Raw genomic sequence first — 25,246 nt, 5'->3', positions numbered from 1 at the left:
AAGAATGGATTTAATCGATGAATTTGAGGGGTTGTTAGACCAAAACATAAAAAAACGCATTGCCACACAAGTGCAGTGGGTAATAGTTACAGCGGTAGATTGGGAAAATAAAACCTGTGAAGCTAAGGGCTTGCATGATGATTTAGATATTCACGATGTGCATTTAGGGCTTGGCTCTGCGAATTTTAAACCTAAAAAAGATAGCAATGCGCTAATAGGTCTAATAGAAAATAACCCAGCCAAAGCCTTTTTAATTTGGGCTGAAGATTTAGAAAGTATTGAATTTAAAGCTGGAGAAACAGAGCTTAAAATTACTAACGGCTTTCTCCTCCGAAAGGAGAACGAAACGCTCAAAACTTTAATGGCTGATTTAATCGCAACGATTAAACGAATGAAGTTCACGACGAATACAGGTAGCACGATAAAGCTCATCAACGAGCCCGAGTTTACCGCATTGGAAAAACGATTTAATAACCTTTTAAACGATAATTAAAATGGCTTTAAAGCCGTAGCACGGCAGGCAATTAATTTTAATACAGAGAAAATGCTCAACGAAAACAGACTAAAAAATAAAATAGTTATCGCCATGGACAAGTGCCAAACCGAGGAGGACGATCCCAATCGTAGCAAGGAGCAATTTGCCACGGATTTAGCACAAGCCATTGTGGAAGAAATTAAGGAATTACAAATCGTTTACACTTCGGGGCTCATTGCACCATCAAGTGGCGGTGCCGTAACAGGAACGATAAACGCAAAAATTGAATAATGATGATAGAACTTTTACAACCCTATATAAGTGAAATAATTACGGCTATTGTTGGCGCTTTCGTGGCTTGGTTTTTTGCTCGCAAAAAGCAACAAATGGAAGTACAGGCAAATGAGCTTGACAATGTAGATAAAGCCGTACGCATTTATCGTGAAATGATAGAGAATTTGGGCGAACAACTTAAAACAGCCATTGTGGAACTTGATGCCGCTAAAAAAACCATCAAAGAATTAGAGCAAAAAGTGGAAGCGCTCACTAATGAGCTTACAAAATACAAACAACTCAACGGAAAAACCAAAGTGTAATACAGGTAGTAGTATTACATAAACAATCCCTTTTTGATGTGTGCTTAATGCACACGGGGAGCATTGCGGGCGTTTTTGAGCTAGCAGAGGCTAACAATCTAAGCATTACCGATGATGTGCAAGCTGGGCAAAGGTTGGAACTACCACAAGTCATCATGCAGGATGCGGATATTTTAGCTTATTACCAAGTCAAAAATATTCAGCCCGCCACAGGAGTGAGCCACACAAGCAATCAAATAAATAAACTGGAGGGTATCAGTTATTGGGCAATTAACCAAGACTTTAAAGTATCTTAATTATGGCAAGAAGCATAGAAGAAATACAACAACAAATCTACCAAGAAAAAGCCAACCACGAGGAGCTCAACGAATTAAATTCTACGAGCAAAACCGCCCTTTGGCGTTTGTGGATTTACATTGTTTCCGTAGCGATTTGGTCGCTGGAAAAAATCTTTGATTTGCACAGGGCAGAGATTGACGAGCGTTTGCGCCAGCTCAAGCCTCACACGGCACGCTGGTATCGTAATAAGGCATTGGCTTTTCAATACGGATTTGATTTGCTAGAAGACGGCGACAAATACAATAACGAAAACCATACGGAGGAGGAAATAGAGCAAGCCAAAGTAATAAAATACGCCGCCGTGGTTGAGAGCGCAGAACAGCGCACGCTTATCATCAAAATAGCGGGCGAAACTGGAGGTAAACTTTGGAAACTCACGCCCGAGGTTGAGAGCTCGTTTAAAGCTTATATCAACGAAATAAAAGACGCTGGTGTAGCAATCTCTGTTATCAATTACCGACCAGATAGATTGAAATTAAATCTTAGAATTGTGCGCGATCCGTTGGTGCTTGATGAAAATGGTATTGAGATTTTAACCGCCAAACAACCCGTGCGCGAAGCTATCGAAAGGCATATGAAAGCCCTGCCATTTAATGGCGAATTGTCTTTGCAAAAGCTTGTAGACGAAATTCAAAAGGCCAACGGCGTGGCAGATGTAAGTCTTGATTTGGCAGAAAGCCAATGGATAGACGGCTCCTCAGACACATACGCCAGCTTTGCGCCTATTGATATTTCTACCATCCCAGTGAGTGGCTATTTTGCTGTGAATTTTGATGCAGAAGATGAAACTAAAAGCATTATTCAGTATTTGTAATGAAAGTATATAATTTAGATATTGAAAAATTAAGCCTGCTTTTAACGCCCACTTTTTTGCGAAAAGCACGAATGCGCGCGTGGCTATTTACATTGCTTAGCCCACTTAAAAACTTGTATTATGCTTTTACCATTAAGCGAAAAACAGATATTCAAACCCTTGGGTACAACGGGCAAAAATGCTACCTAAGAAAAGCGCTGAACGATGCTTTTGATATTCAGCAAAGACGCATTGAAATTGTAGAGGGGAACAAATTTAGCCGACAATACATTTATACCCGTGGCGAGCAAAAACCGCGCTTTTTAGGCACAATGTATTTGCGGGATAGAGCCGATTACGCCGACACTGGAGTGGATTTTTTAGTATTAATCCCAAAGGAATTAGAGGGCAAAAAGGTAGAGATAAACGCCCTTGTCAATTATTACAAATTAGCAAGTAAAATATTTAAAATATACACCAAATGAATACATTAAAATTTGACAACACAGGTGGTTTCCCATTGGACACCAATGTGCTGGACTTTATGCAAAGCAGCTACAAGCTATTCAATAGCCTTGGCTACTTGGCGGGTGATTTAGCCATTATAAGCGGCTGCGAGGTTACAGGTTCCACGGTAAAAGACGGAACTGTTTTTATAAAAGGCGAATTATTGCCATTTAAAGGAGGTTCTGCAAGCGCTACCGTGGTGATTAGAGAAGAAAAGAAGAAGTTACCTTTTGAAGATGGCGTGAGCAAAGAAGTTGAAATCATGCGCTATGCCACTTTTGGCGCAGGCTCCAACGCCCACAACTGGGCAGATTTCAAGCGCTTTAAGCCCCTTCCTGTATTGCAGGCAGAAAAGGAAGATAAAACAACGGTTACAGCCTTAGCTGAAAAGATAACGAAGCTGGAAAAATTGCTAAAAAATACAATTCCCATCGGCTTGGTAGCAATTTGGGACAGGCCCGCAAACGAAATTCCAGCTGGCTGGGTGGAACACACCGACTTGCGTGGTCGCGTTCCAGCAGGACAAGGCACAGGAAATTTTGCTACACTTGGGGCTGAAATTGGAGAGGCCGAGCATAGGCTTATCATTGATGAACTGCCAGCACACAAGCACGCGCCTAATAACACATTCAACAATTTTATAACTTTTGGTAACAAGATAGGCAATGGCTACACCGTCAGCGGTGATACCAATGACAAAGGCGGTGATGTGGAGTATGCCTTAGGTATCGGAAATCAAAGAAGATACAACCAAAGAGACACAGAGGAGAAAAGCGTGGGGCAAGGGCAAGCGTTTAATGTGGTACAGCCCACCAGAATTGTAAAATTTATCCGATTTGTAGGATTTGATTAAAACTAAAAAAAAATCATGGCAAAGACAGATTTAAATAGCATTAAACAATGGTTTAAAAACGGTTTGAAGCCCACGCAGGAGCAATTTTGGGCGTGGCTGGACAGCTTTTGGCACAAGGACGATAAAATTCCAGCGGAAAATATCCAAGGGCTAAACGATATGCTTTCGGGCATAGATTTGTCCAGCAAGGTGGAAAATGCCGATTTTGAGCGTTACAAAAAAGAGCAAGTCGATGCTTTCAAATTAAAAGCCAATGCAGATGCTAGCAATATAGGAGATGATAATAAACATCTATGGAAAACAGCGCTAGACATTGAGGAAACATTTACGCGTCAAGAAAAACAAAAACTTGAAAATTTCCCTGCGGTGCAGACGAATGGAAATGTCATCACTTTTGATTGTGATAGAAATTATGGAACCACAAAAGCACCAATAGAAACTTTCACTATTGACATGGAAGGAGCTAAGATTGGCACAACTGTATTAATTAATTTTAACGGAAGTTCGTTACCAAGAGATTCTAAGATAGATTGGAGGGGAAGTATAGATTTTTTCATAGCTGGAACAAATCACGTCATTTATATGACACTATTAGATAATGATAAAATTCACGCAAATTTAGTGTAAGATGAGTAGGAGAATGTTTTTAGTCACTCAGCGCAAAACTTGGATAGATTATTATGTTAAAGCAAGAGGAGCTACTTCTGTGAAATTTGCGACAGAGCGAGGTAGAACACTTAAATATCGCATTTTAGAAGGTAATGAGATTAAATCATCTGGAGAAATCACAGATAGTAATTACATGATTGAATTTCCAGATAATGAAAATGAAAAAATATTGCAAGTATTTGATGCGAGAAAGATTAGCGTTGGACACACAAATCCAAAAGAAGTAGTAACATCTGTAATTAATAGCGAGATTATAAATTCCATTGATTTTTCAAAATCAAGGTTGAAAATGCTAAGCATTGATAAATTAATTCTTCCAGATTTCATAGTACAGGAAGGAGCTGTATTTACACAAATTGGTTTAAAAGATTATTCGAATTGGAAGACTCTCAGACCACTTCATGTGCGCTATGTTGATGAGTTTCTTGATTACGCTTACAATAATGTCAACATTAATCAAGTTGGCATTGAAGGAGCCCACTATACCGAGATAGGAGAAAAGTTGATTGGAAAATTAAGAGAGAGAGGTTGTGGGGTAAACGATTATGGTTCAGCGAAAAGAGAAATGCCACCTAATTACAGTGAATTGAAATCTTTTTACAGAAAAAATAACATTGGAAAAGACTTCGGAAAGATTGTTCACGAGGTAGGAGAAAAAATTTACGTATAAAAAATAAAAAAATATGAAGACAATTAGAATTAAAGACAAGGAAATTCGCCTTTTTGAGGGCGGTGACGATGGATTTATAGGTATCGAGTACAATTCATCAGATTTTGACTTAGAGAGCCCTTTTTATAGAAATAATGGGCTTAAAAAGCGTGTGCAAGTTACAAGTATCAATATTGATGTGGAAAATATGGTTGTTCACACAGAGAAAATAACGAGCAGCATCACGCCTACGGGAGATTTGGTAGATACTCGCACAAATCCAGTATTTGAAACTTCGCCCGAAGATACTAAGCTTTTTTGGGAAAGTATGAAAAAAGTTATTATCGCGGCACTATTTAATGGCATCGTACGCGACATGAAAGTATCAAGAGCTGCAATGACATTAGAGGGAGAATTAATCAAAAAACAGCCAGTACCAATCCCAGAAGTAGAGGAAAATGAAAACGATCATTAATCTTTTAATATTCATGCTGGCGCCTGTGCTGGTGCTAGCACTTACGCCACTCAATGTGGCAATTGTATTTGCCAAGGATTGCCGAAAAAAAGGCTTTAAAACGGCATTCCAAGGCATGGCAGATTATTTCCGTGAAAGTGCCTACCGCTGGGATTGCTTTGGTTGCTCGGAGCTCCGCACGCTCTGGAACTGCACGCTCAAAACTAAACAAGGTAAAGAATTTGGCAAGCGCGGATTAAGCCTAAGCTCAGACCTCGGCATGCAAGAAAAGGCAGGCACCATGAGCAGAACAGGCGCCGTGCTAAATGCTTTGCTCTTTCTCATCGAGCGCAACCATTGTCGTAAAGCCTATGAAAACGATGAATTAAAACAAAAAATTAATAACTAAAATTTATAGTGATGAAAGAATTATTATTTAGACTTTTAAAAAAAGCAGAAAGCATTTGGCGTAAAATCGATGCTTTTTTAGGCGGTTTCGGCCTTAAAAAATTATTTACAAGATTCGTAGCGCAGGGTATCATCTTAGGATGCATCTACGGCATTGGTCTAATATGGATAGACCCTGCGCCACTGAGCGCTGTTTGGGCATTCACTTATTTCATTGTGGCTTATTTAATCTCGATGCCATTGTTTTATTGGCTAAACAGAGCTTGGATTCGTCATTTAAAGTTTACAGACGGCACCACGATGTTTTTTAGCATCTACGGCGAAATAGTGTGGGCAGTCTTTTTAATATCAGTACTAGCATATTCAGGAGATTTAAGCACATGATACCAGTAGACAAAGCATTGCACAGCGCGGTAGGCTTGGCGATAACATTTGTTGTCGCCTACGCCTTACTCGCTTTTGATTTCAATTGGTGGAAAGCCTTGCTCATTGGTTATTTTGTAACTGTTGCTTTCGCCTTTTTGAATGAGTTAAGAGACTATTTAGCTTATGGCTTGTTTGATTGGCGGGATATTACAGCAACGCTTAACCCCATTGTGTTTGTAAAATATTTAATTCAATTGAAGTTATGAAACTAAGTAAAGATTTTGATTTAAAAGAATTTGAGTGCCACGACGGAAGCACGACACCAGCGTTTGCGCTCAAAAACTTGCGTGAGCTAGCGAGTAATTTACAAGAACTACGCAATTATTTAGGCAAGCCTATTATCGTAAATTCTGGTTACCGAAGTGTAGCACATAACCGCAAGATAGGCGGCAAAGTAAATAGTCAGCATTTGCAAGGAAAGGCAGCGGATATTCGCGTGGAGGGCGTAACGCCTGAAAAACTAGCCTCAACCATTGAAAGGTTAATTTTCAACGGAAAAATGAAACAGGGAGGACTAGGCATTTACCTTACTTTTGTGCATTATGATATAAGAGGAATCAAGGCAAGATGGAAAGGATGAGAAATGTAATATTTGTTCTATTGTTGATTTTGCTTTTAAATTGCAAAACACAAACGGCAAAAATGGAGAGCCGTGTATTCACCGAGGTGCAACAAAACGAACAATTCCTTAGGTTAAATAAAAGTGATTTCAGTTATCTGGAAAAAACGGATAACTCTCAGAATAGCCTTTTAAATTTTGGTTATGATTTCACGCTAAGCTCGAAAGATAGTACTAAGCCAGCACGCATCACTGAATATCGGAACGGCAAGCCATTTCGTGAAATTGTGGCTGAAAATGCAACTTATACAGAGAAAAAGAGCCAAAAAGATAGCTCAAATCATAAGCATAGTAACGAGCTATATGGCAGAATAAGCGAACTGCAAACACGGCTGGAGCACCAGCAAGTTTCTATTTCAGCACTTGAAAAAATAACAATAAGGCAAAAGCAAGACAATATCAAACTGGCTAATAACTTTAAGTATTTGCTTTGGGCAGTTATATTATTTGGTATTGTTTACATAGGTTCAAGTACTGGTATTTTTAAAGCATTTAAACGGCTTTTAAATAGAACTTAAATATCGTTTAAAACTTCTTTTGCAGAGGGCGGAAGTATAAAAAAATGCCCTCCGCTTTAAAAGTTACCACACAATTAAACACGAGCACGAAGCTACGGAGGACAAAATGTCTTCTGTTACTTCGTGCTTTTTTATGTCTAATTGCGTGGTATTGCAAATATAATAAAAATAAAGTATGAATGAAATGAAAAGGATTGTTGTACAAAGTAGCAAAATGGGTAATTTAGTTATAAAGCTAATATCCAAGCAAAAGGCAAGAGAATTAATTATTGAAAATCATTACAGCCACAAAATGGGCGCAAATCATGGTCTGTTTAATTATGGCATTTTTAGAGAGGGGGCTGAAAGTGAAAATGAATGCTTAGGTGTAGCTGTTTACGGCTATATGATGCACCCAAAAGCTAAACATTTTACGCATCCAAATCCAAAAGCAATGATGCTAGAGTTAAATAGAATGTGGATAAGTGATGAGCTTGGAAAGAATGCAGAGACTATACTTATAAGTAGATCACTCAAGTTATTAAAGTTGGATTGCCCCAATTGCGTGGCGGTTCAAAGCTTTGCAGATGGTCGTTTAGGCTGTGGAACCATATACAAGGCAGCTAACTTTAGATTCTTTGGTAGCCACAAAACTGCCTTTTATAAGAATAAACGCACAGGTGAAATCAATCACCACATGAACCTCACTCGCATGGATAGCAAATCAATGTATTTACGCAATAATATAGCCTATCTTTTGGGTGATTTGGAAGCCTTCGAAGTTGATACCTATCGCTATATATTTCCATTGTGCAAGAAATTTAAATATAACAAGCAAGAAAAAGCTTATCCCAAATATCAAAAAGGCGCTACGCCCATACATATTAATAGGGATAAAAAGCAAATAAAAGAGCGCATCAAGAAGTTTTTAGATGAGATATAATAAAAGCCCTCAAAGTGAGGGCTTTTTAGATAAATTTATTTAGTTTCACATTGCAACCAATGCGAATGGGTTTGTAAGTTTTAAATTACATTTTGCCTGCTAATCCATTTCACATTTGGTTTTGCGGATTATAATTTAATTGATTTTTTACACTTATTATTTTATTTTCAATACGGAATTTGAGATAAAACTTAAAAGCCGTTTCAAATAAATGAAACGGCTTTTGTCCTCATGTTAAAAAAGTTTTACTCCTTTATTTTAATTAAGGGAATACACCTCTCTCTCTGTACACCTCTGCAATTCTTTCTAGCGCTACAATGTAAGCAGCTGTTCTATAATCGGTGTCATATTTTTCCTTAGCATCCACTACTTTATCAAAAGCAGTTTCCACTTTATCTTTCAATTGCTCTAGCACTTTTTCGATTTTCCAAATCTCAGCACGCTTGTTTTGCAACCACTCAAAGTAAGAACCAATTACACCTCCACCGTTACACAAAATGTCTGGGATAATGGTGATTCCTTTTTTAAGTAAGATTTCTTCTGCGGCAGAATCAGTTGGTCCATTAGCACCTTCTGCAATCAAAGTAGTTTGAATTCCGTCTGCATTATCTACTGTAATTTGGTTTCCAAGAGCTGCTGGAATTAGGATATCACACGGAGTAGAGAAGAATTTTTCGTTCTCCAATTCCTCTGCACCGCCAAATCCTTTGATTCCCCCTTGATTTTCTTTTGCATGAGCTAAAAGAGCTTCAGGGTCAATTCCATTTTCGTTATAGATACTTCCTGTGTGGTCTTGTACAGCGATAAGAATTGCACCTTCTTTCTTCATGAAATGAGCTGTCCAATATCCTACATTACCGAATCCTTGAACTACGAATTTTTTACCTTTTAGATCTACATTTTCTTTTTCTGCCCATTTTTTAATATTGGTAACAACTCCATAACCAGTTGCACGGTCTCTACCTGCCAATCCGCCAAATCCTACTGGTTTTCCAGTTACTACATGGATGTTTGCCGAACGCTGGTTTGGTGCTCTACCAGATGAATAGGTATCTGCAATCCAAGCCATGATTTGGGCATTTGTATTTACATCTGGTGCAGGAATATCATAATTAGGCCCAATGTTGTCTCCTAATGCATAGGTAAAACGACGAGTGATTCTCTCAAGCTCTGCTTGTGAATATTTTTTAGGATCGATCTGGATACCTCCTTTACCTCCACCATAAGGCAATCCTGCAAGTGCAGTTTTCCATGTCATCCAAGTAGCTAGAGCGCGAGCTGCATCAATATCTACTGTTGGGTGATAACGCAAACCTCCTTTGTAAGGTCCTAAAGCATTGTTGTGCTGAACGCGATAACCTGTCAAAACTTCAATTTCTCCATTATCCATTCTTACTGGGAAATGCACTACAATTTCGTTTTGTGTAGTTCCAAGAATTTTTCTTATTCCTGGATCCAGCTGCATCTTGTCTGCAGCCTTGTTGAACTCGTGCATTACATTTTCGTACATGCCAGTTCTTTTCTTAGTTGAATTATCGTTACTCATTTTTTAGATGTGTTTCTTTAGGTAAAGATATATTTAATTTTTGAATTTCACAATTTTTTAAAGTGTTAATTTTTTAATTTATCTTTAAATAAAGGCATTCATAAATGAGAAATATTGAAATAGAACGCCAGATTTAACCTTTTTTTTTACCAATAAATTGTAAATACAAAAAAAGCTTCACATTAATTAATTAAGATGAAGCTTCTACAAAAATTGTATTTTTAATCTTTTTTGTTGTTTGGTTTCACATGCACTGGGATTTTTGAGTATTTAATCACATCGTGGCATACACTTCCCACCAAAGCTTCGTATAGCGAACCGTGACCTTTTGATCCTATTACGATACAATCTATGTTTTGCTCTTTTGCCTGCTCTAGGATTACATCTACTGGGATTCCTTGCTTTACTAGAGAATGGCAATTCACGCCTTGGGCATTTACATAATTTGTAAAATCATTGAGCGTTTTGGCATCTTCCTCAAGGGCTGTTTCTTCCAATTCTGGCAAATATTGAAAACCTACATCGCCAACGATAAAGCCTACATCTAAACTTGCTACATTTAGTAATATAACCTCTGCATCGCTCAGCTTGGCTAGCTTCACGGCTTCATCTATAATTTCTTTGCTAAACTCAGACAAATCAATGGGAACAAGTAATTTTTTCATAATACTATTTTTTGATTGTCTAAATTTAAGCATTTATTTTTCAATTTCAAAATCTAGCATCAATTCTTTTTCGATAAAGCCTTGATATTTTTCTTCGGGAGAAACATGGTTTACACCCACAGGTGTTCCTGTGAAAATCAAATCGCCTGCATCTAAACTAAAGTATTGTGAAATGTGCGCAATCAATTCATCAAAACCAAAGATCATGTCTTTTGTATTGCCTTGTTGCACTACTTCTCCATCTCGCTCTAGGCTAAAATTGAGTGCATTGATGTCGCCTAATTTATCTTTAGGTATAAACTTTGAAACCATGGCAGAATCGTCAAAGGCTTTGGATTTTTCCCAAGGCAATCCTTTTTTAATGCATTCGTTCTGGATGTCTCTTGCTGTGAAATCAATGCCTAGTGCAATGTTATCAAAATATGAATTTGCCTCGCTCTGTGGAATGTAATGCCCAAAACGATTGATTTTTAAAACGATTTCTGTTTCGTAATGCAAGTTTTTGGTAAATCTTGGGATTTTATACGATTTTGCTTGCGTGATTGCCGATTCTGGCTTCATAAACAATACGGGCTCTTGTGGCACTTCGCTGTTTAATTCCTTGGCGTGCGCTGCGTAATTGCGCCCTACACATATAATTTTCATATAACTTTTATTCTATAATTTCTAAATTCCTCCAAATCTAAACAAAACCCCGATAATTAGCATTAAAACACTGATGATATTTACCCCAACTATGTGATAAATCATGGGCATTAAATTGTTTTTATTGAGTTTGGGAATGATAAAAAACCTTGCATGAATGGCTAATGCAAAAATACACAGCAATAATATGACTTTGACATTTACTGCTCGCTCCAGCCCATTGCTAAACGACATAAATTTGTAATCAAAATAGAAAAATGCCATGTAAATCCCCGTGATGATCTGAATGATTAATGCAGGAACGCCTATGGGCTCGTATTTGCTTTCAAATCCTTCGATAATGCTACAATCTTTGTTTTTCACGGCCTTGGGCACATAGCCAAATAGTAAAACTAAATGTCCCCCTACCCAAATAGCGGCTCCCAAGACATGTAGCATCAATGCTAGTTTAAACATATTTATCTTTTTAATTCTAAATAAAAAACTTGCCAATCTATCTATAATTGACAAGTTTTTACCTTAAATCTTTTAAATTCTATTTTCTTTCTAAGACTTTTTTCACTTTTTCTACAATGGCAGTGCTATCGATTTTGTATTTTTTCATCAATTCCATTGGGGTTGCACTTTCTCCAAAGCTGTCCATCACGGCTACATATTCTTGTGGCACTGGATTGTTTAACGACAATACTCTAGAAACGCTTTCGCCCAAACCGCCAAGCACATTGTGCTCTTCTGCCGTTACTACACAACCTGTTTTTGCTACTGATTTTAAGATAATTTCCTCGTCAAGTGGCTTGATTGTGTGGATATTGATAACTTCGGCAGAAATGCCTTCTTTTTCCAATAAATCTTGTGCTACGATTGCCTCCCACACTAAATGCCCAGTCGCAACGATGGTAACATCGCTACCTTCAATCATTAATTGCCCTTTGCCTATCTCAAATTTTTGATCTGCTGGGGTGAATACTGGCCAACTAGGACGCCCGAATCTTAAATACACAGGTCCGTCGTATTCTGCTACGGCAATGGTGGCAGCCTTGGTTTGGTTATAATCACATGGGCAAATCACCGTCATGCCTGGCAACATTTTCATCATGCCTATGTCTTCGAGGATTTGATGCGTAGCTCCGTCTTCCCCAAGTGTGAGCCCTGCATGAGAGGCGGCGATTTTTACATTTTTGTTTGAATAGGCTACTGATTGACGAATTTGGTCATAAACACGCCCTGTAGAGAATGCGGCAAAGGTTCCTGTAAATGGGATTTTACCACTGATTGCCAATCCTGTTGCGATACCTATCATATTAGCCTCGGCAATACCTACTTGGAAGAATCTATCGGGATTTTCTTTGATAAATTCGTCCATTTTTAAGGAACCTATCAAATCGGCACAAAGTGCTACAACATTGGGATTTGTTCTTCCTAGTTCGGCTAAGCCCGCTCCAAATCCTGAACGAGTATCTTTTTTCTCAGTGTATGTGTATTTCATTTTTTTGTTTTTTTAAATAAGGATTTTTTTATTGTTTTTAATTCCCTCTATAAGTAGAGTAGCCATAAGGCGAGAGGGTAATCGGTACATGGTAATGATTTTTATCTTTTATCTCGAAAACTACTTCTACAAAGGGATAAAAGGTGTCTTGACCTAATGACTGAAAATAAGGTAATGTGAAATAGGTTAATTTATAAATTCCTCTATTGTCTACATTCGCGCCTTCTTTTAAAAAGTCTTTGATTCTTCCGTTTTGGTCGGTGGTTTTCTCATCTACAACTTTCCAAGTGCCGTCTGAGGCTCTCTTTGAGAGTTGAATCTTTACTCCTGGGGCTGGTTTTCCTTGAGTAATGTCTAATATGTGACTAGATAGCTGATATTTTGCCTGTTGAGCGAAACTTAGACTCGCAAACATTAAAGCAAATAGAATGATAACTTTTTTCATAAACTGTTGTTTTTTTTATTATTTTATTAAACTTATTTTTTTAAAGAATACCCCATTTTTTGAATTGCTCTTTGAGCGATGGCATGATCATTTTCACCACTTCCTCCTCCAGATATTCCTATACTGCCAACTAGTTCACCATTACTCCAAATGGGTGCACCTCCTCCTAACAATAATAATTCTGGTAGAGTATTTAAATTTTTTGCAGTTTCACTACTCTCTGCTTTTTTCATCAAAATAAAACTAGGTGTTTTTGTAGAAAGAGCTGTATACGCTTTTCTTCTTGAAGCCTCTGTATTATGAGGACCAACACCATCACCCTTCAGAAGTAGAACCACCACACCTGAATTATTTAACACTGCAATTGATACTTTTTTATCAAGCTTTTCCGCCTCTATATTAGCTTGCTCAGCTAATTCCAACGCTCCTTTCTGGTTTAAACTAAATGATTTATCTAATGATAAGCTATTTTTTTGTGCGTAACCTACACCCGAAAGTATAAGTAACGACAACATAATTAATTTCTTCATAATATTATTGATTTAAAACTGATAATCCAGCTTTGGCAATTCTCACATCTTCGCTGCCATGTGCGCCTCCTACTCCGATTCCGCCCACTACTTCTTTGCCTATAAAGATGGGTACTCCACCATCCATGATCAAAATATTTTCGTCTAGATTTCTGATGTCTTCTGGTATTTTCCCTTCTTTTACTCCTTTGGCGATTTCGGCGGTTTCTCTTTTTTGAGAATTGGCGGTATAGGCTTTCTTGTAACTGGCTCTAAGCGTATGCACTCCTGCTCTATCGTCTCTTAAAACTGCAAGCGTTTGCCCCGAAGCATCTACCACTGTAACTGTTACATGATGATTGCTTTTTTGGGCTTCCTCATAGGCTTTTTGTGCAATTTTCATTGCCATATCGCCCGATAAGTAGGCTTTGGTCTGCGATTGAGCGTTGAGATTTGCCTGCATTAAAATGAATAAAATAGTTAGTTTTCTGATTATATTTTTCAATTTATCTTCAATTTTTCTATCGTTTATCTTCGATGCCAAACTCTCTCCACTGGCTTTGCTCTATATCTATCTTGATGCGTTTTTTAAGTTCTGCATAGAGTTTTTGCAGCTCATTAAGTTTAGCATCTAATGCCTGAGTTTTGGTTTTAAGGTCTGCTTTTAATTTTTCTTGTTCACTGTTTAAGGTTTCTATGGTTTGCCTCAAGCTCTCTAATTCGGAGATTTGGCTTTCCTTTACTCCTGCTGGCAAATTACTTTTGTATCGAGAGAGCCCATCAGCCATTACCTTAGCCAAGGTGATGTTTTCCGAGTATGATTTTTTTGCCATAATAATAATTTTTAATCGTTTTTATTGTGAATTTATAAAAGTTAAACTGGGACGATTGCTGTCCCAATAAGGAAATGTTTTGTCCTAAGTAGGAAATTCTTTGTCCCAGCTGGGAAACTCTTTGTCCCATCTGGGACGCCTTTTGTCCAAGTTAGGACAAAGCCCGTCCCACCTAGGAAATCCTTTGTCCTATATGGAATAAGGCTTTTCCTTAATAGATTTATTTATCAATTCTCTTGTAAGTATAAATTCTGTAATCTGCTTTATCATCTTTGTCGTAATCTGCTCCTAATACTTTCAATACTAGCTCTTCTCTATTCAGCTTGATGATTTGTTCTACGGGATTGAGCAGCCCTTTTATCTCCAATGTTGATTTTAGTTGATCAATAGTATAAGTTGTTTCACTAACTTGCTCTTTGCAATCGGCTGAATCTTCTTGTTCAAAATACTTATTTTCTATGTACTTACCGTCTTTTGTGTACTGATTAAAATCCTTAGAGTTACATTCATTGCTGCTGGACAATCCTAAATCCACCACCTCGCCATCACTACTTTTCACAATCTGGATAGCGGTAGGCTTCCATTTCCCTACAATAAGGCTTTCAAATTTCTCGATCGGGGGTTCTACTACTGGCTTATTGCCATTATCGTCATCTTTTGAGCAGGAAACTGCCAAAAGAGAACATAACATCGCAGGTATGATTAATTTTTTCATCGCTTTCTTTTTTTAAATTTTAGTAATCCCCCAGCGTTTCAGGGTTTTGAGCCAAAGCTTTTTCCAGTTGCTCATCGTTTGGAGCTTTTCCGTGCCAAGCGTGTGTGCCCATCATATAATCTACGCCATGTCCCATCTCGGTATGGAGCAAAATCGCTACTGGTTTTCCTTTGCCAGTTTTTGATTTAGCATCTTTCAATCCTTCTAAAATGGCAGGAATATCATTTCCTTTTTCTACCTCTACTACATCCCACCCGAAGGCTTGTAACTTAGCTTTTAAGTCGCCTAAGCTCAATACATCTTTGGTATCCCCATCGATTTGTCTTCCGTTGTAATCTATGGTAGAGATTATATTATCTACCCCCTTGGCTCCTGCATACATCAACGCCTCCCAGATTTGCCCTTCCTGCAATTCGCCATCGCCGTGCAAAGTATATACTAAATGGCTGTCTCCGTCCAATTTTTTACCCAAAGCCATTCCAATCCCCACAGAAAGCCCCTGACCTAGCGAACCAGATGCTACACGCACGCCCGGCAAACCCTCATGCGTAGTAGGGTGCCCTTGCAAGCGAGTGCCTAATTTTCTAAAAGTTGCTAATTCAGAAACAGGGAAAAATCCATTTCTGGCTAAAACGCTATAAAACACAGGTGAAATATGCCCATTAGACAAGAAGAAAACATCTTCGTTTTTTCCGTCCATTTTAAAATCTGTGCTATAATCCATCACCTCGCCATATAGGCAAACCAAGAATTCTGCACAACCTAAGGAACCACCTGGGTGTCCGCTATTCACTGCGTGCACCATGCGTAAAATATCTCTGCGTACTTGTGTAGTAAGATTTTCTAATTGTTGAATATCTGCCATGTTATATTTTTTGGTAAAAATAATGATTTTTCGAGAAAGTAGCGAAATTCACTATAGAATGTTGATAAGTTTTTATAGCTGAAAATGTGTTTTTAGCCATATTTTAATCTACAAAAAATATCATCGATTTGAACTTCGTTCAAACCTGGACGAACAATCATTTTTTTCACAAACATACCATCTTCAGCATAGATTTTCACTAAAGTTGGTTTCTCAACTTTGATGTTGATGTATCCATCTTTTCCAGTGCTTGCAATAACTTCTTTGCTGTCTCTCACACCTCCATTGTCGGCAGCGTACACATTTGTCGCGCTCAATCCTGTAGCAATAAATGCTAGTGTTAATACTAATTTTTTCATTTTTTAATAGGTTTGTGCTGCAAATTTAAATATGATAAATATCATATACAAATTTTAGAACAAGAAATATGTATATTTAACATTAAGCTTTATTCAATGTAAAAAACACACCCACCAACTCTTAACGGATTAACAAGATATTAAGAATTAAAAAAGGCGGATAAAAATGTTTTTTGAAAGTTTAGCTCGGATCCACATCAAAATCAATACGCACACGGCGAAATGCATTCACTCCGTGCAACTTAGTTAGTGCTTCTTTAAGCAACTGCTTTATTTTTTTAGGGCTTTGCCCCTCTTTAATTTTAATTAAAGTTTTAAATCTGTATTGATTGTTTAGCCTTGCAATCGAGGGCGCGGCAGGGCCAAGCAAAGTTTGATCATCAAAGAAATGACGCAACATCTGCGTGTAGTAATTCGCTGTTTTTTCTGCCAATTCTTGGTCTTTGTGCCTGAATGTAATTTCTATTAATTTGCAATATGGCGGATAGAGCGTGTGTTCGCGTTCGGACAAAATCTCTTTGGCTGTATTTTCGTAATCGAATTTCTGTGCATTTTTTAAAACAAAATGATCTGCTTTGTAAGCTTGCACTATCACTTTTCCTTGTTCCTTTCGGCGTCCTGCACGCCCTGCCACTTGCACAATTCGCTGAAATGCTCGCTCGTGTGCTCTGAAATCTGGAAAATTGAGCAGATTATCTGCCTTGATGATACCTACCAGATTCACATTGTCAAAATCTAAACCTTTGGTAACCATCTGTGTACCTACTAGCAAATCTATTTCATGATTTTCAAGTGCTTCAATCAGTTTTTCAAAGGCAAATTTCTTGCGCATGCTATCTACATCCATACGGGCTATTTTATGCTCGGGAAATAGTTGCACAAATTCGTCTTCTATTTGCTGGGTTCCCAATCCCACTGTTTTTAAATCCGTAGAGCCACATTCATAGCACTTTACGGGCTTGGCTTGCGTATGCCCACAGTAGTGACATTTTAATTCTTGAGTTAATTTATGGTAGGTGAGCGAAACATCACAATTGGGACAATACGGCGTGTGCCCACAATCGTTACACTCCAGCACGGGCGAAAATCCTCTACGATTTTGGAATATGATGACTTGCTTTTTATGTTCAAAAGCGTTTAAAATTGCATTTTTCAGCTCAAATGAAACATGCCCGATCATTCTATTTTGTTGCACGGCTTCCCTCAAATCTACGATTTCCATCACAGGCATTTTCACATTGCCATATCGCTCGGTGAGTGGCACATAAGCAATTTTATTTTCTTGCGCCAAATAATACATCTCAAGCGAAGGCGTTGCCGAACCTAGCAAAACTTGCGCTCCGTTCATTTTTGCCCAAACCATTGCCGCATCTCGTGCGTTGTAAAATGGTCGAGTATCTGTTTGTTTTAAAGAAGATTCGTGCTCCTCGTCTACGATTACAAGCCCTAAATCTTGCAGAGGTAGAAACAACGAAGAACGGGCTCCCACTATTATATTATATTCATTATTTAAAACTTTTTCCCAGAGCTCTACCCTTTCGTTTTGGTTAAACTTGGAATGGTACACACCCACTTGATCGCCAAAATATTTCTGAATGCGCTGTGTGAGCTGTGTAGTGAGCGAAATCTCTGGTAATAAATACAATACTTTTTTCTTTTGTGCCAAAACACGCTCAATACATTTGATATAAATCTCGGTTTTTCCCGAAGAAGTTACGCCATGCAAAAGCACATTTTTTTGATGATTAAGTGCCTCCTGCACCGAATCAAACGCCGTTTGCTGTGCAGGGCTTAATGTTTTAATTTTGCTAAGTTCCTCATCATACGTTTGCACACGCTGGGTTTGGTCTTCATAAATTTCAACCAAATGTTTTTCGGCAAGTGCATTCAGCGTGGCGTGTGTCGTGTTGTTTTCCTTTATAAATTCAGAAACTTTCACGGGCGAATTGCTTTGTTTTTGCTTAACAATCAGTTTTAAATACAATTCTCTCTGCTTAGGAGCTCGGCTTAATTCTTGAATGCTTTGAGCCTTGGTTTCGGCAGAAATGTTTTCATTTAGCCGAATATAATTTTCGATTTTAGGCGTATATTTTTGGATTAATTTTTCGTCTAAAATCACTAAACCATAAGACATTAATTCCTTCAATAATGGCAACGCCGACTTTCGCTCAACCAAATCTGCACATTCATCTACGGAGAGAATCCCTTTCACGCTCAAAGCTTCCCAAATCGTGTAGGCTTCATCGGAAAGTTCCATTTCGGGCGTAAGTTTTTGCTCAGGAACAATTTTCACAAAAGTGTCGCTATCAAGCTTTAACGCCGTGGGAAAAACATTGCCATACACATCGCCGAGCGAACACATATAATATTCCGCAATCCACTCCCAGAATTTGATTTGCTTTTCGGTCACGAGTGGCTTGGCGTCGAGCAAAGCATAAATGGGCTTGGTTTTATATAATTCCGGTTGATTTTTATGGATTGAATGCACTATGCCTGTGTACAATTTTCGGTTGCCAAACGGCACCGCTACACGCTGCCCCACTTGCACTTTGCCACGCATCTCTCTCGGGATATGATAACAAAAAGTGCCGTCGAGCGGAAGTGGCAAAATCACTTCGGCAAAATGGATTTCAATCGGATTTTTCAATTTAGCTAAAACTTTTTTTTCGCTGATTTTATGATTGTTTTAATTCTTTTCTTCGTTGAAGCTCTTTTTCGATCAAAGTCAATTCTCGGTTGGATTGTCCCGCCACCGAGGTGTTTTCTTGTGCTCTTCGGATTAAATACGGAATCACCTCTTTTACAGGACCAAACGGAACATATTTTGCCACATGATAGCCATTTTCGCCCAGCACAAAGCTAATGTTATCGCTCATGCCCAGCAATTGCCCAAACCAGCAATCTTTTAACTCTGAATTTTGGTCGATTTTATTTTTAAGATTCATACAGCTTTCCTCGTTGTGCGTGCCCGCAAAAAGGAAAATCCTATCGTGATGCTCGGTAATGAAATCAATTGCCGCATTGTACGAGACATCTGTTGCTGCTTTATTAGGCTGAATCGGAGACGGATACCCCATCTTCTGTGCACGCTCACGCTCCTTTTCCATATAGGCGCCGCGCACGATTTTAAAGCCTAAATAGTAGCCTTCTTCTTCCGCTTTTTTAAATTCATTTTTTAAATATTCTAAGCGATCGGTGCGATACATTTGCAAAGTATTGAGCACTACAACTCTCTCTTTATTAAAAGTTTTCATCATTTCTTGCGCCAAGTCATCTGCCGCATCTTGCAACCAAGTTTCCTCGGCATCGATCATGATTTTGACACCTTTTTCGTATGCTTTTTTGCAGGTTTTATAGTAGCGGGTTTTGATATGCTCCCACGCCGTGTGTTCAGCTGGAGAAAGCTGTTGCTTTTTGCCCACTTTTTCATACAAATCAATATTTCCGTAGCCCGTAGGTTTAAACACTACAAAAGGGATTTTTGGATTATTTTCAGCTAAATCTATAATCGACAAAATTTCATAAAAACAGGCATCATAAGATTTCTCATCTTCCTTTCCCTCAATCGAATAATCCAAAATGCTGCCCACATTTTGCTCATACAATCTGTCTACCGTCTGGAGAGATTCTTGTAAATTTTCGCCCCCACAAAAATGATCAAAAATCGTATTTTTGACAAGTGTTTTTACACCAGGTATGTTTTTGAATATCGGCAAACTCACCGCTCCAAAATTTACCAAAAAATTATAATTCACGGATTTAAAAAGCAAATACGCTCTCTTGAGTTCATAATCAGACTTGGAGCGAAAGGCGATTTCTGTATTTTCAAAAAATTTCATTCGATTAATTTTAGCATTAAAACAAATTTAAAATTTTATTCATTTTTTCGCAATAGTTTTTTATTATTTTTATTTTTGTTTCCCACTCTTTTAAAAGCTTTATTTCAATAAAGTTATAATTGAATTTGAATGAAAGAAATACTTAAAATAGGGATTTTCATTTTTATCATCATCTTATTATTTCCTGAAACTTTTTTAGGAATCACACTTTTTGGTTTTATCATTTTTAAAGATATATTACTTATTTTAACCATATTATGTGTATTTTTAATCCCTATTTTACTTGTTAAAAATTGGAGTAAAAACGAGACTTGCTCAACAAGAGAAAATATTAAACCAACAGAAAAAAAGTTTAATTCCGAAGATTTTTATCAAAAAAACACTTTTCTTTCAAAAAAGAAAAATTGCGATGCTACATTGCGAAAAAAAAGATTAAAAAAATATAGATTTTATAATTAAAAATATAGCCAAATAGGTTTTTGAAATATAGCTAAAACCCATTTTTTAGCTATCTTTGTACTTTAAGATTTCAAAAAATAAAATATGACACAAGCGCCTATTTATTTCAACCAAGGTTTTGAAGCTTTAGACCAATTGATTGCTGAAAAAAACTACAGCAGTATTATGATTTTGGTCGATGAAAATACGCATGAAAAATGCCTTCCTTTGTTTCTTCAAAAAACTGAAAACATTACAAATTGTGAATTTATAGAAATTCCTGCGGGCGAAGATACTAAGCAATTATTTTTCGTAAATCAAGTACTTAAAACATTGAAGTTGAGCGGACTTGATCGTAAATCTTTGCTCATCAATTTAGGGGGTGGTGTCGTTACTGATTTCGGTGGTTTTGTAGCGTCCATCTACAATCGCGGAATCGATTTTGTAAATATCCCAACCAGTTTGCTTGCCATGGTAGACGCTTCTGCGGGCGGAAAAACAGGTGTGGATTTATGCGGAATTAAAAACATTGTGGGCACATTTTCTCAGCCACAAATGGTGATTATCGAAACGGAATTTTTGGAAACTTTGCCAGCGCGAGAATTGCTTTCTGGTTTTGCAGAAATGCTTAAACACGGTTTAATTCAAGATGAAAAACAGTGGAAAACGCTTTCTGAAATCAAAGAATTAAGTGCAAAAAACATTGCAGGATTGATTGAGGATTCTGTGAATGTAAAACTAAATGTAGTAACGCAAGACCCTACCGAAAAGGGACTTAGAAAAATCCTAAATGCAGGACACACGCTTGGACACGCCATAGAAACTTATTTTTTATGGCTCGACAAAAATGTTATTGCCAAAGGCGAATCGGTGGGAGATAAAATTAATAATTTCATCACGGCGAGCTTGGAAAGCGATGATGATTTGTCGCAACCTATCGTTGCTGAAAATGAAGGCGAGCCGAGCATCACTCATGGCGAAGCGGTGGCTACGGGCTTAATGCTGGAAGCGCATTTGGCTTGGCAAAAAGGCTTTATTACTAAAGAGGTATTAAACGAAATTTTTTATCGACTGACCGAGCTTTATCCTTATTTTGAATTGCCTTCGGCTAAAATTTTGGAGCAAATTATGCTGCACGACAAGAAAAACGAAGGGGGCAAAATCAATTTTGTGATGCTAAGACGCATCGGCGAATGCACACCAGACAAAGTAGAATGCACGCTCGATGAAATTCAAAATGCAATTGATTTTTACACTGAAAATTTCCCGAAATAAGGATTTTTTCAAATTTTTGGAATAAAAAAATGAAAATATAGTTTTACATTGAAAATATACCCCCCTAAATTATCCCTTTCGTTGGCAATCATTTAGAAATGATATTTTACCACTGAAAAGTCAATTATTACCACTGAAAAATAAATAATAACCACTTAGAAATAATATTTTACCACTGAAAAATAGATAATGACCACTTGAAAATGATATTTTATCACTGAAAAGTCAATTATTACCACTGAAAAATAGATAATAATCACTTAGAAATGATATTTTACCACTGAAAAGTCAATTATTACCACTGAAAAATAAATAATAATCACTTAGAAATGATATTTTACCACTGAAAAATAGACAATAACCACTTAGAAATGATATTTTACCACTGAAAAATAGACAATAACCACTTAGAAATGATATTTTACCACTGAAAAGTCAATTATTACCACTGAAAAATAAATAATAATCACTTAGAAATGATATTTTACCACTGAAAAATAGATAATGACTGAAATTTATTTATTTCTAAATGAAAAAATGAGAAAAATCAGTGAGAGTGATTAAAATTGAAATGAACGATACGATTGATTTTACACAAAAAATCCCTTCAGCCAAAAACTGAAGGGATTTTTTTAATCATTATTTTGTTTTTTATTCTTTGGTTCTGAAAACCAATCCGCTTTCTTCGAAATAATCGATGAGCACTACAGAGTTGTCGTGTACATTACCCGCCAAAATTTCTTTGGACAATTTGTTGAGCACTTCTTGCTGAATGGCTCTTTTGATTGGTCTTGCCCCAAATTGCGGATCATAACCAATTCTTGACAAATAATTAATAGCCTCTGGTGTAGTGTCCAGTACGATTTCTCGTTTTGCCAATAATTTCGACAAAGATTTCAATTGTAATTCCACGATTTCTTTGATTTCTTCTCTCTTCAATGGTTTGAAAAGGATTGTTTCATCGATACGGTTTAGGAATTCTGGCTTAAAGCTTTGTTTTAATAATGTAAATACTTCTTCTTTTGTTTGGCTTAAAACAGCTTCTTCGTCTTTGTTTTCCAAATCGGCAAAATTATCTTGAATAATGTGCGAACCGATGTTTGATGTCATGATCACAATCGTGTTTTTGAAATTCACGGTGCGCCCTTTATTGTCCGTCAATCGTCCATCGTCAAGCACCTGCAACAAGATATTGAATGCATCTGGATGCGCTTTTTCTATCTCATCTAAAAGCACCACTGAATATGGGCGACGGCGAACTGCCTCAGTCAATTGTCCACCTTCATCGTAACCCACATAGCCCGGAGGCGCTCCTACCAAACGGCTCACGGCGTGACGCTCTTGGTATTCACTCATGTCGATACGCGTCATACTATCTTCGTCGTCGAATAGATATTCCGCCAAGGCTTTTGCCAGCTCGGTTTTCCCTACCCCAGTCGAACCTAAGAATAGGAACGAACCAATCGGTCTACGCTCATCGCTCAAGCCTGCACGGTTTCTACGAATCGCATCAGACACGGCAGAGATTGCTTCTTCTTGCCCAATGACACGTCGGTGCAATTCAGATTCAAGATTAAGCAATTTATCTCGCTCAGATTGCATCATTTTGGTTACAGGGATTCCTGTCCAGCGAGCTACCACTTCGGCAATGTCTTCCCTGTCCACTTCTTCCTTAATCATTTTGGCATCTTGGTCGGTAAATTGTTTTTCCAATTCAGCCAACTTAGCTTCTTCTTCTTTAATTTTACCGTAACGGATTTCTGCTACTTTTCCGTAATCGCCCAAACGCTCGGCACGCTCGGCTTCCAATTTTAAATCTTCGATATTTTTGCGAGCCACTTGAATGTTGTCTGCCAAACTTTTTTCAGACTGCCAAGTTGCATTCAATTCGCTTCTTTTATCATTTAATTCAGAAAGTTCTTGTTTTAATAAAGCTAATTTTCGCTCATCGTTTTCACGCTTAATCGCTTCGATTTCAATTTCTAATTGCATGATTTTTCTATCCAAAACATCTAGTTCCTCTGGTTTGGAATTCATTTCCATACGCAATTTAGAAGAGGCTTCATCGATTAAATCAATTGCTTTATCTGGCAAAAATCTATCTGAAATATATCTTTCCGAAAGCTCAACGGCAGCGATAATCGCCTCGTCTTTGATTCTGATTTTATGGTGAACTTCATATTTTTCTTTGATACCACGCAAGATAGAAATTGCATCTTCTTCGTTTGGTTCTTCCACCATTACTTTTTGGAATCGACGCTCAAGTGCTTTATCTTTTTCAAAATATTTTTGGTATTCGTTTAAGGTCGTAGCCCCAATTGAACGCAACTCACCACGAGCCAAGGCTGGTTTCAAAATATTGGCAGCATCCATTGCACCTTCTCCACCACCAGCACCTACAAGTGTGTGAATTTCATCGATAAACAAAATGATTTGCCCCTCGGAGCCAGTCACTTCTTTTACCACTGATTTTAATCTTTCCTCAAATTCACCTTTGTACTTAGCCCCTGCAACGAGTGCCCCCATATCCAGTGAATAGATTATTTTATCTTTCAAGTTTTCGGGCACATCGCCGTTTACGATTCTGTGCGCTAAGCCTTCGGCAATGGCAGTTTTACCCACCCCTGGCTCACCGATTAGAATCGGGTTGTTTTTAGTTCTTCTCGACAAAATTTGCAATACTCGGCGAATTTCCTCGTCACGCCCAATCACAGGATCTAATTTCCCTTCAATCACCAAATCGTTTAAGTTTTTGGCATATTTTGAAAGCGAATTATAGGTATCCTCCGCACTTTGAGAAGTTACACGCTCGCCTTTTCTAAGCTCTGCACTCACATCTAAAGTACCTTGATGCGAAGCCCCCAAGGATTTAAGCAAATCAGATACTCTATCATTGGCATTCAATAAAGCTAAAAGCAAATGCTCCACACTCACAAAATCATCTTTCATCTTTTGCGCCTCGATCGATGCATCGTTTAGCACACGACTCAATGCCGACGAAACATGCATATCGCCTCCCGTAACCTTGGCGTAGGTATTTATAATTTTTTCTAATTCTTTTTTCAAATAATCTATGTTTACGCCCTGTTTTTTAAGAATAAACTCAATTACTTGATTATCTTCGTTCAATAGAGCCTCCATTAAATGACCGTTCTCTATCGCTTGGTTTCCATGCATTTGTGCAAGTTGCTGTGCCTTTTGCACCACTTCTTGCGATTTTATTGTAAATTTATTGATATCCATAATAAATAATTTTAAGGGTCGTACATTTGTACGTTGGTTAATAATTTGATAATTTATAACTTTGATATAGGCATGGACAAAGACCGATTAAGGGGTGGTTCAAGAAACCGGGTTTAACGTTCAGTCCCCATGCCTTTACATCTGAAATCTGGATA

Annotated in this window: 33 protein-coding genes; 18 read left to right on the top strand and 15 right to left on the bottom strand. The window is 37.7% G+C overall.

The window, feature by feature from the left end; all coding sequences use genetic code 11:
• The first annotated feature begins 4 nt into the window (after positions 1 to 4).
• The 16 genes from ORNRH_RS10805 (at position 5) to ORNRH_RS10730 (ending at position 8,228) form a co-directional block, all read left to right on the top strand.
• The gene (locus ORNRH_RS10805; protein ID WP_014791871.1) at positions 5 to 493 is read left to right on the top strand and encodes a hypothetical protein; all 489 of its coding nucleotides are present in this window, start codon (positions 5 to 7) and stop codon (positions 491 to 493) included.
• Positions 494 to 586: 93 nt separating this feature from the next.
• A complete protein-coding gene (locus tag ORNRH_RS10800) occupies positions 587 to 766 on the top strand; it encodes a hypothetical protein (protein WP_014791870.1) in 180 nt (59 codons plus the stop codon).
• Entirely contained in the window at positions 766 to 1,071 is a 306-nt protein-coding gene (locus tag ORNRH_RS10795) for a hypothetical protein (protein ID WP_014791869.1), read from the top strand. The genes ORNRH_RS10800 and ORNRH_RS10795 overlap by 1 nt, the downstream gene beginning before the upstream one ends.
• Positions 1,071 to 1,367 carry a hypothetical protein gene (locus tag ORNRH_RS10790; protein WP_014791868.1) on the top strand — a complete coding sequence of 99 codons (297 nt, stop codon included), beginning with the start codon at positions 1,071 to 1,073 and terminating at the stop codon, positions 1,365 to 1,367. Before ORNRH_RS10795 ends, ORNRH_RS10790 begins: the two co-directional genes overlap by 1 nt.
• A 2-nt stretch (positions 1,368 to 1,369) precedes the next feature.
• The gene (locus ORNRH_RS10785; protein WP_014791867.1) at positions 1,370 to 2,224 is read left to right on the top strand and encodes a hypothetical protein; all 855 of its coding nucleotides are present in this window, start codon (positions 1,370 to 1,372) and stop codon (positions 2,222 to 2,224) included.
• Complete coding sequence (locus tag ORNRH_RS10780) at positions 2,224 to 2,688, top strand: hypothetical protein (protein WP_014791866.1); 465 nt, start codon at positions 2,224 to 2,226, stop codon at positions 2,686 to 2,688. The genes ORNRH_RS10785 and ORNRH_RS10780 overlap by 1 nt, the downstream gene beginning before the upstream one ends.
• Positions 2,685 to 3,563, top strand: a complete 879-nt coding sequence (locus ORNRH_RS10775) for a hypothetical protein (RefSeq protein ID WP_014791865.1) — start codon at positions 2,685 to 2,687, stop codon at positions 3,561 to 3,563. The genes ORNRH_RS10780 and ORNRH_RS10775 overlap by 4 nt, the downstream gene beginning before the upstream one ends.
• Positions 3,564 to 3,578: 15 nt before the next feature.
• Complete coding sequence (locus tag ORNRH_RS10770; RefSeq protein WP_014791864.1) at positions 3,579 to 4,190, top strand: hypothetical protein; 612 nt, start codon at positions 3,579 to 3,581, stop codon at positions 4,188 to 4,190.
• 1 nt (position 4,191) lies between these two features.
• The gene (locus tag ORNRH_RS10765; RefSeq protein ID WP_155814535.1) at positions 4,192 to 4,902 is read left to right on the top strand and encodes a hypothetical protein; all 711 of its coding nucleotides are present in this window, start codon (positions 4,192 to 4,194) and stop codon (positions 4,900 to 4,902) included.
• 13 nt (positions 4,903 to 4,915) lie between these two features.
• A complete protein-coding gene (locus tag ORNRH_RS10760; RefSeq protein WP_014791862.1) occupies positions 4,916 to 5,356 on the top strand; it encodes a hypothetical protein in 441 nt (146 codons plus the stop codon).
• Positions 5,340 to 5,744, top strand: a complete 405-nt coding sequence (locus ORNRH_RS10755) for a hypothetical protein (protein ID WP_155814534.1) — start codon at positions 5,340 to 5,342, stop codon at positions 5,742 to 5,744. The genes ORNRH_RS10760 and ORNRH_RS10755 overlap by 17 nt, the downstream gene beginning before the upstream one ends.
• An 11-nt stretch (positions 5,745 to 5,755) precedes the next feature.
• Positions 5,756 to 6,127, top strand: a complete 372-nt coding sequence (locus ORNRH_RS10750; protein WP_014791860.1) for a hypothetical protein — start codon at positions 5,756 to 5,758, stop codon at positions 6,125 to 6,127.
• Positions 6,124 to 6,375 carry a hypothetical protein gene (locus tag ORNRH_RS10745; RefSeq protein WP_014790926.1) on the top strand — a complete coding sequence of 84 codons (252 nt, stop codon included), beginning with the start codon at positions 6,124 to 6,126 and terminating at the stop codon, positions 6,373 to 6,375. Before ORNRH_RS10750 ends, ORNRH_RS10745 begins: the two co-directional genes overlap by 4 nt.
• Positions 6,372 to 6,749, top strand: coding sequence for a YcbK family protein (locus tag ORNRH_RS10740; RefSeq protein ID WP_014791859.1), 378 nt, complete (start codon positions 6,372 to 6,374; stop codon positions 6,747 to 6,749). The genes ORNRH_RS10745 and ORNRH_RS10740 overlap by 4 nt, the downstream gene beginning before the upstream one ends.
• Positions 6,750 to 6,769: 20 nt before the next feature.
• Entirely contained in the window at positions 6,770 to 7,306 is a 537-nt protein-coding gene (locus ORNRH_RS10735) for a hypothetical protein (protein WP_155814533.1), read from the top strand.
• 184 nt (positions 7,307 to 7,490) lie between these two features.
• A complete protein-coding gene (locus ORNRH_RS10730) occupies positions 7,491 to 8,228 on the top strand; it encodes a Mom family adenine methylcarbamoylation protein (protein ID WP_014791857.1) in 738 nt (245 codons plus the stop codon).
• A gap of 262 nt (positions 8,229 to 8,490) precedes the next feature.
• Here the strand turns inward: ORNRH_RS10730 and ORNRH_RS10725 are convergent, their stop codons facing one another.
• The 14 genes from ORNRH_RS10725 to ORNRH_RS10660 all read right to left on the bottom strand — a co-directional run bounded on the left by ORNRH_RS10725 (position 8,491) and on the right by ORNRH_RS10660 (position 20,135).
• Entirely contained in the window at positions 8,491 to 9,774 is a 1,284-nt protein-coding gene (locus ORNRH_RS10725; protein WP_014791856.1) for a Glu/Leu/Phe/Val family dehydrogenase, read from the bottom strand.
• Between the two features lie 221 nt (positions 9,775 to 9,995).
• Positions 9,996 to 10,439, bottom strand: a complete 444-nt coding sequence (locus tag ORNRH_RS10720; protein WP_014791855.1) for a universal stress protein — start codon at positions 10,437 to 10,439, stop codon at positions 9,996 to 9,998.
• A 33-nt stretch (positions 10,440 to 10,472) separates the two neighbouring features.
• Entirely contained in the window at positions 10,473 to 11,084 is a 612-nt protein-coding gene (locus tag ORNRH_RS10715) for a fumarylacetoacetate hydrolase family protein (RefSeq protein WP_014791854.1), read from the bottom strand.
• Between the two features lie 21 nt (positions 11,085 to 11,105).
• Positions 11,106 to 11,540, bottom strand: coding sequence for a CopD family protein (locus tag ORNRH_RS10710; RefSeq protein ID WP_014791853.1), 435 nt, complete (start codon positions 11,538 to 11,540; stop codon positions 11,106 to 11,108).
• Between the two features lie 79 nt (positions 11,541 to 11,619).
• Positions 11,620 to 12,570, bottom strand: coding sequence for a transketolase family protein (locus tag ORNRH_RS10705; protein ID WP_014791852.1), 951 nt, complete (start codon positions 12,568 to 12,570; stop codon positions 11,620 to 11,622).
• A gap of 37 nt (positions 12,571 to 12,607) precedes the next feature.
• On the bottom strand, positions 12,608 to 13,015 hold the full coding sequence (uraH, locus tag ORNRH_RS10700) for a hydroxyisourate hydrolase (RefSeq protein WP_014791851.1): 408 nt from the start codon (positions 13,013 to 13,015) through the stop codon (positions 12,608 to 12,610).
• A 32-nt stretch (positions 13,016 to 13,047) separates the two neighbouring features.
• The gene (locus ORNRH_RS10695; RefSeq protein ID WP_014791850.1) at positions 13,048 to 13,545 is read right to left on the bottom strand and encodes a GlcG/HbpS family heme-binding protein; all 498 of its coding nucleotides are present in this window, start codon (positions 13,543 to 13,545) and stop codon (positions 13,048 to 13,050) included.
• A gap of 4 nt (positions 13,546 to 13,549) precedes the next feature.
• Complete coding sequence (locus ORNRH_RS10690) at positions 13,550 to 13,987, bottom strand: GlcG/HbpS family heme-binding protein (RefSeq protein WP_014791849.1); 438 nt, start codon at positions 13,985 to 13,987, stop codon at positions 13,550 to 13,552.
• Between the two features lie 58 nt (positions 13,988 to 14,045).
• The gene (locus ORNRH_RS10685) at positions 14,046 to 14,357 is read right to left on the bottom strand and encodes a hypothetical protein (protein WP_014791848.1); all 312 of its coding nucleotides are present in this window, start codon (positions 14,355 to 14,357) and stop codon (positions 14,046 to 14,048) included.
• Between the two features lie 220 nt (positions 14,358 to 14,577).
• Positions 14,578 to 15,072: a lipocalin-like domain-containing protein gene (locus tag ORNRH_RS10680; protein WP_014791847.1), complete on the bottom strand. Its 495-nt coding sequence runs from the start codon at positions 15,070 to 15,072 to the stop codon at positions 14,578 to 14,580.
• Between the two features lie 19 nt (positions 15,073 to 15,091).
• Positions 15,092 to 15,937 (bottom strand): transketolase, encoded by an 846-nt coding sequence (locus tag ORNRH_RS10675; protein ID WP_014791846.1) that lies wholly within the window; start codon positions 15,935 to 15,937, stop codon positions 15,092 to 15,094.
• Positions 15,938 to 16,029: 92 nt separating this feature from the next.
• Positions 16,030 to 16,296, bottom strand: coding sequence for a hypothetical protein (locus ORNRH_RS10670; RefSeq protein ID WP_014791845.1), 267 nt, complete (start codon positions 16,294 to 16,296; stop codon positions 16,030 to 16,032).
• A gap of 181 nt (positions 16,297 to 16,477) precedes the next feature.
• Entirely contained in the window at positions 16,478 to 18,943 is a 2,466-nt protein-coding gene (priA, locus tag ORNRH_RS10665; protein WP_014791844.1) for a replication restart helicase PriA, read from the bottom strand.
• Positions 18,944 to 18,971: 28 nt separating this feature from the next.
• Positions 18,972 to 20,135: a proline dehydrogenase family protein gene (locus tag ORNRH_RS10660; RefSeq protein WP_014791843.1), complete on the bottom strand. Its 1,164-nt coding sequence runs from the start codon at positions 20,133 to 20,135 to the stop codon at positions 18,972 to 18,974.
• 129 nt (positions 20,136 to 20,264) lie between these two features.
• Here ORNRH_RS10660 and ORNRH_RS10655 point away from each other — a divergent pair, with 129 nt between their 5' ends.
• On the top strand, positions 20,265 to 20,594 hold the full coding sequence (locus ORNRH_RS10655; RefSeq protein ID WP_014791842.1) for a hypothetical protein: 330 nt from the start codon (positions 20,265 to 20,267) through the stop codon (positions 20,592 to 20,594).
• A gap of 84 nt (positions 20,595 to 20,678) precedes the next feature.
• On the top strand, positions 20,679 to 21,848 hold the full coding sequence (locus ORNRH_RS10650) for a 3-dehydroquinate synthase (protein WP_014791841.1): 1,170 nt from the start codon (positions 20,679 to 20,681) through the stop codon (positions 21,846 to 21,848).
• A gap of 651 nt (positions 21,849 to 22,499) precedes the next feature.
• Here ORNRH_RS10650 and clpB read toward each other — a convergent pair.
• A complete protein-coding gene (clpB, locus tag ORNRH_RS10645) occupies positions 22,500 to 25,091 on the bottom strand; it encodes an ATP-dependent chaperone ClpB (protein ID WP_014791840.1) in 2,592 nt (863 codons plus the stop codon).
• Positions 25,092 to 25,246 lie beyond the last annotated feature (155 nt).

The organism is Ornithobacterium rhinotracheale DSM 15997 (assembly GCF_000265465.1).
GTDB lineage: Bacteria > Bacteroidota > Bacteroidia > Flavobacteriales > Weeksellaceae > Ornithobacterium > Ornithobacterium rhinotracheale.
Note: the sequence above shows the minus strand (reverse complement) of the source record. Positions and strands in the feature narration are given on the sequence as shown.